Origin of the sequence: Streptomyces botrytidirepellens, from assembly GCF_003721215.1 — a bacterium.
Lineage (GTDB): Bacteria > Actinomycetota > Actinomycetes > Streptomycetales > Streptomycetaceae > Streptomyces > Streptomyces himastatinicus.
In genome coordinates this window covers 1-11,458 of record NZ_RIBZ01000771.1, presented here as the reverse complement: position 1 = coordinate 11,458, position 11,458 = coordinate 1, and the positions used below count along the sequence as shown (strand labels likewise).

11 protein-coding genes and 1 pseudogene are annotated in these 11,458 nt (G+C 71.5%); 6 read left to right on the top strand and 6 right to left on the bottom strand.

All coding sequences use genetic code 11. The annotated features are described in order from the left end of the window. The 4 genes from efeB to EEJ42_RS39305 all read left to right on the top strand — a co-directional run. Nucleotides 1-1,206, top strand: a 1,206-nt coding sequence (efeB, locus tag EEJ42_RS39320) for an iron uptake transporter deferrochelatase/peroxidase subunit (RefSeq protein ID WP_123106947.1), incomplete at its 5' end; no start/stop codon positions are given. Between the two features lie 89 nt (nt 1,207-1,295). Next, entirely contained in the window at nt 1,296-2,231 is a 936-nt protein-coding gene (gene pheA / locus EEJ42_RS39315; RefSeq protein WP_123106946.1) for a prephenate dehydratase, read from the top strand. A 544-nt stretch (nt 2,232-2,775) separates the two neighbouring features. Then, on the top strand, nt 2,776-4,053 hold the full coding sequence (gene serS, locus EEJ42_RS39310; RefSeq protein WP_123106945.1) for a serine--tRNA ligase: 1,278 nt from the start codon (nt 2,776-2,778) through the stop codon (nt 4,051-4,053). After that, entirely contained in the window at nt 4,050-4,859 is an 810-nt protein-coding gene (locus EEJ42_RS39305; protein WP_123106944.1) for an HAD family hydrolase, read from the top strand. The genes serS and EEJ42_RS39305 overlap by 4 nt, the downstream gene beginning before the upstream one ends. Nucleotides 4,860-4,946: 87 nt before the next feature. On the opposite strand, the gene EEJ42_RS39300 is transcribed toward EEJ42_RS39305, so the two are convergent. Next, complete coding sequence (locus EEJ42_RS39300) at nt 4,947-5,396, bottom strand: phospholipase (RefSeq protein ID WP_123106943.1); 450 nt, start codon at nt 5,394-5,396, stop codon at nt 4,947-4,949. A 211-nt stretch (nt 5,397-5,607) separates the two neighbouring features. Continuing rightward, entirely contained in the window at nt 5,608-6,621 is a 1,014-nt protein-coding gene (locus tag EEJ42_RS39295; RefSeq protein WP_123106942.1) for an Lrp/AsnC family transcriptional regulator, read from the bottom strand. Between the two features lie 136 nt (nt 6,622-6,757). Between EEJ42_RS39295 and EEJ42_RS39290 the strand changes: the two genes are divergently transcribed. Beyond that, entirely contained in the window at nt 6,758-8,302 is a 1,545-nt protein-coding gene (locus EEJ42_RS39290; protein ID WP_123106941.1) for an MFS transporter, read from the top strand. Between the two features lie 105 nt (nt 8,303-8,407). Next, a complete protein-coding gene (locus EEJ42_RS39285; protein ID WP_123106940.1) occupies nt 8,408-8,632 on the top strand; it encodes a hypothetical protein in 225 nt (74 codons plus the stop codon). A 15-nt stretch (nt 8,633-8,647) separates the two neighbouring features. On the opposite strand, the gene EEJ42_RS39280 is transcribed toward EEJ42_RS39285, so the two are convergent. The 4 genes and pseudogenes from EEJ42_RS39280 to EEJ42_RS39265 form a co-directional block, all read right to left on the bottom strand. Further along, the gene (locus tag EEJ42_RS39280) at nt 8,648-9,373 is read right to left on the bottom strand and encodes an ABC transporter permease subunit (protein WP_123106939.1); all 726 of its coding nucleotides are present in this window, start codon (nt 9,371-9,373) and stop codon (nt 8,648-8,650) included. A 14-nt stretch (nt 9,374-9,387) separates the two neighbouring features. Beyond that, nucleotides 9,388-10,314 (bottom strand): ABC transporter ATP-binding protein, encoded by a 927-nt coding sequence (locus EEJ42_RS39275; RefSeq protein WP_009716558.1) that lies wholly within the window; start codon nt 10,312-10,314, stop codon nt 9,388-9,390. Then, nucleotides 10,311-11,213 (bottom strand): ABC transporter permease subunit, encoded by a 903-nt coding sequence (locus EEJ42_RS39270; RefSeq protein ID WP_123106938.1) that lies wholly within the window; start codon nt 11,211-11,213, stop codon nt 10,311-10,313. Before EEJ42_RS39270 ends, EEJ42_RS39275 begins: the two co-directional genes overlap by 4 nt. Then, nucleotides 11,203-11,458: pseudogene (locus tag EEJ42_RS39265) on the bottom strand (ABC transporter ATP-binding protein); the annotation flags it as partial. The gene EEJ42_RS39270 and the pseudogene EEJ42_RS39265, both read right to left, overlap by 11 nt.

Genomic DNA, 11,458 nt, shown 5'->3' with positions numbered 1-11,458 from the left:
CGGCGCCGTCTGCTGGGCACGGCCGGCGCCGCGGGCGCGGCCGGGCTCGTCGTCGGCGGGGCGGCCGGCGCGTACGCCGCGGAGGCGACGCGGAACACTCCCTCGCCGCTCAGTTCGGTCGGCTCCACGACCGTCCCCTTCCACGGCAAGCACCAGGCCGGGATCACCACCCCGCTCCAGGCCCACGGCCATCTCATCGCCTTCGACCTGGCGCCCGGTGCGCACCGCAAGCAGGCCGCCGCGCTGCTGCGCCGGTGGTCGAGGACGGCGCGCGAGCTGACCGAGGGCAAGGCCCCGGCGGACGACACGGGCATCGCGCTCGACGCCGGACCGTCGTCCCTCACGGTCACCTTCGGCTTCGGCCGCTCCTTCTTCGCCAAGGCCGGGCTGAAGGACCGGCTCCCGGAGGCGCTCGCCCCGCTGCCCGACTTCGCCTCGGACGCGCTCGACGCGAAGCGCAGCAACGGCGATCTGTGGATCCAGATCGGCGCCAATGACGGGCTCGTCGCCTTCCACGCGCTGCGCGCGCTCCAGCGGGAGGCGGGGGACGCGGCCCGGCTGCGTTGGCAGATGAACGGCTTCAACCGCGCCCCCGGAGCCACCGGCCGCCCCATGACCGTGCGCAATCTGATGGGTCAGGTCGACGGGACGAACAACCCCAAACCGGAGGAGCCGGACTTCGACCGGCGGATCTTCGTACCGGACAAGGGGGAACCGTCCTGGATGGCGGGCGGCTCGTACGCCGTGGTGCGCCGCATCCGGATGCTGCTCGACTCCTGGGACAACCTCTCCCTGGAGCGGCAGGAGAAGGTCATCGGCCGCCGCAAGTCGGACGGGGCCCCGCTGTCCGGCGGCACCGAGACGACCCCGGTGCGGCTCGACAAGATGGGCGCGGACGGGGGCCTGGCCATCGGGGGCGCCGCCCACGTACGGGTCGCGGCGCCCGAGTCCAACCAGGGCGCGGCGATGCTGCGCCGCCCGTTCTCGTACCACGACGGCTTCCGCGACGACGGGGCGCCGGACGCGGGGCTGCTGTTCATCGCCTGGCAGGCGGATCCGATGAGGGGGTTCGTACCGGTGCAGCGGAAGCTGGACCTCGGGGACGACCTGTCCCGGTTCCTGCGGCACGAGGCGAGCGCGCTCTTCGCGGTGCCGGGCGGCCCCGCCCCGGACGAGTACGTGGGTCAGGCACTCTTGGAAGGGTGAGCGAAGGGTGAGCGGGGGATGACCCGGCTCGCCCCCGGCCGCCGCTGGGTATCGTGGCGGCTCTCATACGATCACAGGGAGCCACCGTGATGTCGGCCAGCCACTACGTCTACCTCGGCCCCGAGGGCACCTTCACCGAGGCCGCGCTGCGGTCCTTGCCGGAGGCTGCCACGCGCGAGCTGGTCCCGATGGTCTCGGTGCCGGCGGCGCTGGACGCCGTGCGCAGCGGCGCCGCGGCGGCCGCCCTGGTGCCCATCGAGAACTCGGTCGAGGGCGGGGTCACCGCGACCGTCGACGAGCTGGCCACCGGCGAACCGCTGATGATCTACCGCGAGGTGCTGCTGCCGATCAGCTTCGCGCTGCTGGCGCGGCCGGGCACCACGATCGCGGACGTCAAGACGGTGACCGGGCACCCGGTGTCCCAGCCGCAGGTCCGCAACTGGCTCGCGGCGAATCTGCCGGACGCCCTGTGGGAGTCGGCGGCCTCGAACGCGGACGGCGCGCGGCTGGTGCAGGAGGGGCGCTACGACGCGGCGTTCGCGGGCGCGTTCGCGGGGCCGAAGTACGGCCTGGAGCCGCTGGTCACCGACATCCACGACGCGGAGAACGCGATGACCCGCTTCGTGCTGGCCGGGCGCCCGGCCCGGCCCGCCGCCCGGACCGGCGCCGACAAGACGTCCGTGGTGATCTGGCTCGGCGACGACCACCCGGGCGCGCTGCTGGAGCTGCTCCAGGAGTTCTCGGCGCGCGGCGTCAACATGATGCGGATCGAGTCGCGCCCGACCGGCGAGGGCATCGGCCGCTACTGCTTCTCGGTGGACTGTGAGGGGCACATCGCGGACCGGCGGGTGGGATCGGCCCTGATGGGGCTGAAGCGGATCTGCCCGAAGGTGCGCTTCCTGGGTTCGTACCCGCGGGCGGGGGTGGAGGCGGCGGACCTGGCTCCGCTGCGCGCCGGCACCTCGGACGAGGCGTTCGCGGAGGCGTCGGAGTGGCTGGCCCGCTGCCAGGACGGGCGGGGCTGAGCGCGGGGCGCCGGGCCCGTCAACCACGGGCCCGGGCGGCCGTCGCCAAAAAGTTATCCACAGGCCCGGCGCCACGCTGGGGACAAGTCGACAACACCAAACCGGCAATGTCGACACATCACCACAGTCACCTCATCGGCTCACAACACCGGACATTACACATTCGTCACCGCAATTCCCCTGATCCGCTCTTTGGAGTGAGGGATTCCTCTCTCAAAGAGTGTGTGAACGCGGTTCGATAGGGGAATCCATCGCCGAGCACTCGACGGGCCAAACGATCAACGCGACATCCACAGATCTCACACACAGGCTGTGGATAACTCATGGGTATCCCAACAGGCCTGTGGACAACGAACCGCCAACTCGCCCCGCACACAGGGGAAGCCGGCCATCTCTTTGCCCCTTTTCGGGGAATGCGCACGCAATCCTTGACGCCGGTCCCCACAGGAATTCCCAGGTTTTCCCACAGCCCTAAATGGGGGCAAAAAGGGGCACATCGGAATATCGCGTCGAGCCCCCGAGGTCACACCGGTAACCTGGGGGGGTGATTGACCTTCGCCTGCTCCGTGAGGACCCCGACCGTGTGCGCGCCTCCCAGCGCGCCCGTGGAGAAGACGTCGGCATCGTCGACGCGCTCCTGGCCGCCGACGAGCGGCGCAGGTCCTCCAGTGTCCGCTTCGACGAGCTGCGCTCCGAACAGAAGTCGCTCGGCAAGCTCGTCCCCAAGGCCTCCGGGGACGAGAAGGCCGAGCTGCTGAAGAGGGCGGGCGAGCTGTCCGCCGCGGTCAAGGCGGCCGACGCCGAGCAGGACGCGGCGGCCGAGGAGACCCAGACCCTGCTGCGCCAGCTGGGCAACCTCGTCCACCCGGACGTCCCCGTGGGCGGCGAGGACGACTTCACCGTCCTGGAGACGGTCGGCACCCCGCGCGACTTCGCGGCCGAGGGCATCACCCCCAAGGACCACCTGGAACTGGGCGAGCTGCTCGGCGCGATCGACACCGAGCGCGGCGCCAAGGTCTCCGGATCGCGCTTCTACTACCTCACCGGCGTCGGCGCGCTGCTGGAATTCGCCCTGGTGAACGCGGCGATGGCGCAGGCCACCGCGGCGGGCTTCACCCCGGTGCTCACCCCCGCGCTGGTCAAGCCGAAGGCCATGGAGGGCACCGGCTTCCTGGGCCAGGCCGCGGAGGACGTCTACCACCTGGACAAGGACGACCTCTACCTGGTCGGCACCTCCGAGGTCCCGCTGGCCGCGTACCACATGGACGAGATCCTGGAGGCGGAGCAGCTGCCCCGGCGCTACGCGGGCTTCTCCTCCTGCTTCCGCCGCGAGGCCGGGTCGTACGGCAAGGACACCCGGGGCATCTTCCGGGTGCACCAGTTCGACAAGGTCGAGATGTTCGTCTACACGACGCCGGAGGAGGCCGAGGCCGAGCACCAGCGGCTGCTGGAGTGGGAGAAGCAGTGGCTGACCTCGCTGGAGCTGCCGTTCCGGGTGGTCGACCTGGCCTCGGGTGACCTGGGCTCGTCCGCGACGCGGAAGTTCGACTGCGAGGCGTGGATCCCGACCCAGGGGAAGTACCGCGAGCTGACCTCGACGTCCAACACCACCGAGTTCCAGTCGCGGCGGCTGTCGATCCGGATGCGCGAGGGCAAGAAGGTGCGTCCGCTGGCGACGCTGAACGGCACGCTGTGCGCGGTCACCCGGACCATCGTCGCGATCCTGGAGAACCACCAGCAGGCCGACGGCTCGGTGCGGGTACCCGAGGTGCTGCGGCCGTTCCTGGGCGGGCGCGAGGTCCTGGCACCGGTCGCCCGGTGACCGCCGGCGCCTTTCCGTACCGCCTGGTCGCGACGGATCTCGACGGCACCCTGCTGCGTCCCGACCACACCGTCTCGGCCCGTACCCGCGCCGCGCTCGCCGCGGCGACCGCGGCCGGTGCCGCCCACATCGTCGTCACCGGGCGGACCGTGCCGGTGGCGCGGCACATACTGGACGACCTCGGTTACGAGGGGCTCGCGGTGTGCGGCCAGGGCGCGCAGCTCTACCACGCGGGCGAGCACCGGCTGCTGACCTCCGTCACGCTGGACCGTCAGGTGGCGATGCTGGCGCTGGAGAAGATCGCGGCGGAGACCGGTCCGCTGCTGCTGGCCGCGGCCCGCGACGGGCTCGACGGCCAGGTGCTGTTCGGCCCGGGGTACCGGGTCGGGCACGGGGACATGCCGGTCACCTCCTTCAGCGACCTGGACGAGGTGTGGTCCGCGCCCATCAGCAAGCTCTACATCCAGCACGCCCAACTGGACGATGACGCGCTCGCGGACGCCGCGCGGATCGCCGCCGGGGGTCTGGTCGGCGTGACGATGGCGGGCGCGGGGCTGGTGGAGCTGCTGCCGCTGGGGCTGACGAAGGCCACGGGCCTCTCGCTGGCCGCCCGCAGGCTGAAGGTGACGGCCGCGGACACCATCGCGTTCGGCGACATGCCCAACGACATCCCGATGTTCGGCTGGGCGGAGCACGGGGTCGCGATGGCCAACGCGCACGAGGAGTTGAAGGGCGTCGCCGACGAAATCACCGCCTCCAACGAGGAGGACGGCATCGCCGTGGTGCTGGAGCGGCTCCTCGGCTGACGCTTCGGCGGATGACTGACGCGTGACGGACGGGCGGCCCGGGCTTCATGGCGGGCCGCCCGTCGTCATGCGGGGTCCGGCTCAGCCTCAGCCGAGGTTCTTCACGGCCTGGTAGTAGGTCCAGGCGGTGCCGTCACAGGCGGTCTTCTTCGTGCCGGTGTAGGCGGCGCACACCCGCTTGAGGTCCTCGTAGAAGGCGCTGTCGATACGGGCCTTGTTGGCGTCGAAGATGCCGAGTGCCTTGTGGTTGCGGTACCCGAAGTCATGGCGGGCGCACGAGGTCTGGAAGGGGAAGCCGAAGGGGTTGTCGGGCGAGGAGCTGCAATAGTCGGTGGACCAGTCGAACGCGTACGCGGCCCACGCGGCCTGGTTGTTGCGGGCCGCGAGCCAGGCGTTGTAGCTGGAGGCACTGGTCTGGGTCCAGCTCGCGAGCACCTGCGCCTTGTCGGCGGGGACGGCTTGGGCGGGAGCGGCCAGGGCGACGGTGGCGGCCGCGGTGACGGCGGTGGCGGCAAGACTCGTGGCAAGACGACGCATGTCGGTTCCCTCCGTTGAGTTGTGACGGCACCTCAAACCGCCCGCGTGCGGCGCGGGTTACGGGGCGTGTGAGGTGGCGCACATCAAGAATTCGGCAGGTTCCTGACAAGCGTCAAGATCTGGACAGGCGTATGCATGAACAGAGTTCAACCAACGGAGATTCGGAGGTTCCTCCAAGGAGGAGGAGGAAACAGCCAGTTCGGCGGCCGGTTCAGGAAGGGAGGCGCGACGGGTCGTGCGGCGTCGGGGGCAGCGGCCCCGGCCCCTTGATCCGGCGAATGACCGGCGAGGTCTCCATGTGCCGCACGGCGGACAGCGCGGCGATCCGCGTCGTCAGATAGGTGTACAGCGCGGAGACGTCCTCGCACACCACCGTCGCCATCAGGTTGTTGGGCCCGGTGGTCGCGCACGCGAACGCGATCTCGGAGTGGTCCGCGAGCGCCTGCCCCGTGGCGGCCAGTTCGGAGGGCGGCACCGACAGCCAGAGCACGGTCGTCATGTCGAACCCGAAGATGCGCTGGCGCTGATCGACGTCGAAGTACAGCGTGCCGTCGGCGCGCAGCGCGGCGAGCCGACGGCGCACCGTCGACTGCGACCAGCCGGTGGCGGCGGCCAGCTCGGCCAGCGGCGCCCGCCCGTCGCGCGCGAGGACCGCCAGCAGCTTCCGGTCCTCGGCGGTCAGGGGTCCGGCGGACCCCTCGGAACCGGCTGAGCGGTCCGACTCGGGCACGGCGAGCCGTGCCGCCTGCTCGGGGCTCAGCACACCGGACTTGTTCACCAGGCCCAGCGGACCGCCGAAGAACTGATGCAGGACACAGCGCGCGCTCACCCCCACCACTCGGGGCGTATGGGGCAGTTTGCGCAGCAGCAGCGCATCGCTGTCCTGGCCGGACGCCGCCCGCGTCGTCGCGACGACCTCGGTGCCGTCGGACAGAACGTGCACCCAGGAGGTGTCGGTGCGGCGGGCCAGCGCCTCGGCGACCGGCACCGCGGCGTCCGGCAGGCACTGCACCCGCACCATCCACACCACCTCGCCGACCGCCGCCGGGTCGGTGAGGCCCAGTACCCGGACCGCCCCCGTCGTCCGCAGCCGGGTGTAGCGGCGGGCCACGGTCTGGTCGGAGACGCCCAGCACCTCGGCGATGCGGCTGAACGGGGCGCGGCCGTCGAGCTGGAGGGCGTGCACCAGCGCCCGGTCCAGATCGTCGTACGCGTCGGATTTCACCGCTCAAAGCTATCCGGTGTCGATTTTTGCCGGCAGGCCCGGTTCCGGCTGGAGGTGAAACCGGTGCGGTGGCGACCGTGAGGGCCACGGGGCAGCGGCGTCGGGCCGGCCCCCTGGTGCCTCTCGGAGATTCCCCATGCGCAGCACATGGTGGCCACTGGCCGCCATCACACTCGGCAACTTCATGCTGCTGATAGACGTGACCATCGTGAACACCGCGCTGCCCCAGGTGGCGCACGGACTGGACGCGTCCTTCACCTCCCTCCAGTGGGTGATGGACATCTACGCGCTGGCGCTCGCCGCGCTGCTCATGGTCGCCGGATCGGCGGCGGACCTCTTCGGCCGACGGCGGCTCTATCTGCTCGGCCTCGCCGTCTTCGCGCTCTCCTCGCTGATCTGCGGGCTCGCCCCCGACGCCGGGGTGCTGATCGCCGCCCGCGCGGTCCAGGGCGCCGGGGCGGCGGCCATGTTCGCCACCAACACCCCGCTGCTGATGGCCACCTACTCCGGGCGCGCCCGCGGCGTCGCCTTCGGGGTGTGGGGCGGTACGAGCGGGGCGGCCGCTGCGGTCGGCCCGGTGCTGGGCGGGGTGCTCACCGAGTACGTCGACTGGCGGGCCATCTTCCTGGTCAACCTGCCGCTGACGGCGATCGCGGTGTGGATCACGCTCCGTACGGTCGGCGAATCGCGTGGTGCGCCGGGAGCGCGCATCGACTGGCCGGGCGCCGTCTCCTTCACCGTCTGCGCCGGTGCGCTGACGTACGGGCTGATGCGGGGCGGCGAGGAGGGCTGGTCCGACACCGCGGCGGTCGTCGCCCTCACCGGTGCCGCGCTCGCGCTGATCGTCTTCACCGTGGTGGAGCGCGGTGCCCGGCAGCCCCTGCTCGACCTGCGGCTGCTGCGCCGCCCGTCCTTCGCGGTGCTGATGGCGGCGGCCCTGCTGCTCCAGGCGGCGGCCTTCCCCTACCTCACCTACGCCGGGCTGTGGCTCCAGTCCGTACTCGGCATGAGCCCGGTACGGGCGGGGCTCGCGGTGACCCCCATGGCGGGCGTCGCCCTGATCGTCGGCGCCGCGGGCGGGCGCCTGCTGGACAAGGTCGCGCCGGGGCGCACGCTCGGCGGCGGACTGCTGCTGGTGGGCGCGGGCGCGCTCGTCAACGGCACGCTGGTGGACGCCTCTTCGGACTGGACGTCCCTCGCCCCGGGCCTGGCCCTGTCGGGCCTCGGCATCGGCCTCGCCATGCCCGTCCTGGTCTCGGCGGCCCTCGGCGCCGCCCCGCCGGAGCGGGCGGGCATGGCCAGCGGCGCGGTGAACACCTTCCGGCAGCTGGGATACGCGCTCGGCATCGCGGTCCTGGGCACGGTCTTCTCGGCCCGGGTACGGGACGCGGTCACCGACAGCGGCGCCGTCCCGCCCCGGTCCTCCGGCCGGGCGGCCGACGCGATCTCCGGCGGCCACGCCGACGCCGTCATCGCCGCCGCCCCACCGGACCACACCGCCGCGGCCCGCGCCCTGGTCCACGAGTCGTTCGCCGTCGGCCTCGACCGGATCTGCGTGATCTCCGGCATCACGGCCCTGGCGGCGGGCCTCCTCGTCCTCACCGTCGTCCGCGACCGCCCGAAGCCCCCGGCGCCACGGCAACAGCCTGACCCGTCCCCGACCGAGCCGGTCGCGGCCTGAGCGCGCCCCGCGTTCACAGCTCGTCCGCAGGCGGTGGAGGGGAAACGGACAAGCCCGGCCGTCACGCTCGCTGTCGTCGGGTAACGCCGAGGATCGGAGGACGAGATGGACGGCAGGGACGTGGCAGGAGCGCGGGCGTGGCGGCGGATGCTGCGGGCGCCGTGGGTCGTGGCCGGTGCGGTCGCGACCGTACTGTTCGGCTCGTCCGCGACCGTGGCCTCGGCCCTCGATCAGGCCAATGCCGCCCCCGGACACACCGTGGCGGCGGTCGTTTCGACGACCGCCGCCACGGGGGAGACCGGCCGCTTCGTCAACCGCTGGCGGCCGTAGGTGCTTTGAGGGTGCTCACTCCTCCCCGGCGAGGGTGAGGGAGCGCATCTTGTGTCCGGCGTACCAGGTGGCGGCGCCGGTCACGGCGATCAGCAGGATCACGCCGGTCGTGAGGCCCACGTCCGAGGTGACCGCCTCGTCCGTGATCTTCTGGGCGATGGCCAGCGACCACTGCTGGACGCTGAGGGTCTTGGCCCCGGCCACCAGGCTGCCGAAGAAGGTTTCCCAGACCAGGGCGTAGACCAGGCCGAACACGACCGCGTGCCGGGTGATGGTGCCCAGCAGCAGGAAGATGGCGCTGTAGGCGACGGACGCCACGGCGGCGGCCACGGCGTAGCCGACCGCCAGGTTGTGCGCGTTGCCGTTGAGGATGAAGCCCGCCAGCAGCGTGGGCACGGCGGAGAAGACAACCGTGACGCCGATCGCGACGACCAGCTTGGTGACGATGATCGTGGGCCGCTTCACCGGCTTGGCCAGCAGATAGATGACCGAGCCGTCGTCGATCTCCGGGCCGATCGCCCCGGTCCCGGCGATCACGCCGATCAGCGGGACCATGGTGGCGATCGCGAAGCCGCCCAGCAGGGAGTTGGCGGTGGCGTCGTCGACGCCGGTCAGCAGCCGTACGGCGAGCGAGATGACCACCAGCAGCGCGGGCAGCAGGAAGAGGATCATCGCGCGGCGGCGGCCGAGCAGGGCCCGGTAGGTGAGCCGGGCGACGGTGGGATGGTAGAGCGCGGACATCGCAGGGGCTCCTTTCAGGCCGCGACGAGGTAGGAGAAGACGCTCTCCAGGGACTCGTCGGAGGGCGAGACCGTGAGGAGCCGGATGCCCTGTTCACGGGCCACACGGGGCAGCAGTTCGGTGAAGCGCGTGAAGTCGACGGCCTGGATGTGCAGTCCGCCGTCGGCGCCGTCGCTCGCGTCCACCTGGATGCCGGTGGTCGACGGGTCGGCGATGAGGGCGGCGGCGAGCGCGCGGTCGTCGCTGGACCGTACGAGATAGCGGTGCGGACGGTCGGTCATCAGCCGCCGGATCTTGCGGAAGTCGCCGGAGGCGGCGTGCCGTCCCGCGACGATCACCTCGATGTGCGCGGCCAGTTGCTCGACCTCCTCCAGGATGTGCGAGGAGAACAGCACCGTACGGCCCTCCGCGCCCATCCGCCGCAGCAGCTCCATCAGCTGCATCCGCTGGCGCGGGTCCATGCCGTTGAACGGCTCGTCGAGGAGCAGCACCGACGGCTCGTGGACCAGGGCGGAGGCCATCTTCACGCGCTGGCGCATGCCCTTGCTGTACGTGGAGATCTTGCGCGACCCGGCGTAGTCCATCTCGACGGTGTCGAGCGCCTTGCGGGCGGCGGCGCGGGGATCGGGCAGCCCGTGCAGCTCGGCGTTGGCGATGACGAACTCGCGGCCGGTGAGGAAGTCGTACATCCCCTCGCGCTCGGGGACGATGCCGATGTGACGGTAAGCCTGCTCGTTGCGCCAGATCGCGGCGCCGTCGAGGGTGACGCTCCCGGTGGAGGGGGCCAGGAAGCCGCCCATCATGTTGATGAGGGTGGACTTGCCCGCGCCGTTGGGGCCGAGGAGCCCGGTGACCCCGGGGCCGATGGTCATGGTCACGTCGTTGACGGCCACGACGTTCCCGAACCAGCGCGAGACGTTGTCGATGGCGATCGTGGTCACAGCCCGACCTTTCGGTAGCGGCGCATCAGCAGCCCGAACGAGCCGGCGATCAGGCCGAGGAGGACGAGGACGTAGACGGCGCCGGGCCCGGCCCCCGGGCCGAAGCCGCCGGGGAACGAGGACTCGGCGCCGAGGAACGCCGTCTGCACCCCGTCGATGATCGTGATCGGCGAGAACAGCCCGAGCCAGCGCACCACGCCGGTGGAGTCCTGCGCGAACGCTATGGCCTGGACGGTGGACACCGCGCCGTAGGAGATGGTCAGGACGGCGATGACGGCGGCGACGCCGAAGCCGCGCCGTGGGGTGACCGCGGCGATGACCAGACTGATGCCGGCGAAGAGGAGTGAGAGCAGTCCCACGGAGACCAGTCCTTGCGCGAAGCCCTTCGTCTGGTCGGCGAAGTCGAGCTTGGCGAGCAGGGCCCCGGCGTACAGGATCACCAGGGGCGCGGCGGTGATCAGGAAGAGGGCGGAGGCCATGGCGCCGAACTTGGCCACCACGTAGTCCACCGTTTCGATGGGACGCGAGAAGTAGAGCGGGATCGTCTTGAAGCGCAGATCGCGGGAGACGGCCTGCGGCGCCTGGGCGGCGATGTAGAGGCCGATGACCGCCTGGAGCATGATCGCGTAACGGGTGTACTCGACCGGGAGCTCCTTGAGCTTGGTCGCGATGGCGACCGAGACGATGATCGCCGCGGGCACGCACATGACGGCGAACAGCAGCATCGGCGCGACCTTGGACTTCGCCGAGCGGCCGAGGCCGTAGGCGCCGCGCAGGCTCTGGGCGAAGAGCGATCGGCGGGCGTAGGCCCGGCCGAGCCGGGGGCCCTCGTAGTGGCGGTAGCCGATGTTGTGAATGACATCGGCGCGCTGTTCCTGGGGCACGGTCTCAGACGGCATCGACGGCACCTCCGTTTCCGTTGCCTTCGCTGTCGCTTTCGCTGTCGGAGCTGAAGATCTCCGCGATGCGGTGGCGGCGCTGTTCCATGCGGACCAGGCCGAGGCCGAGACCGGCGATGGCGTCCCGGACCGCGTCGTACGTCTCCTCGCCCGCGACGTCCACGAGCAGCAGATGGTCGGAGGCGGGCGCCCCGTCCGCGCCGCGGCGCGCGGGCGAGGCGGTGAGCCCGGCCCGGCCGAGGGCG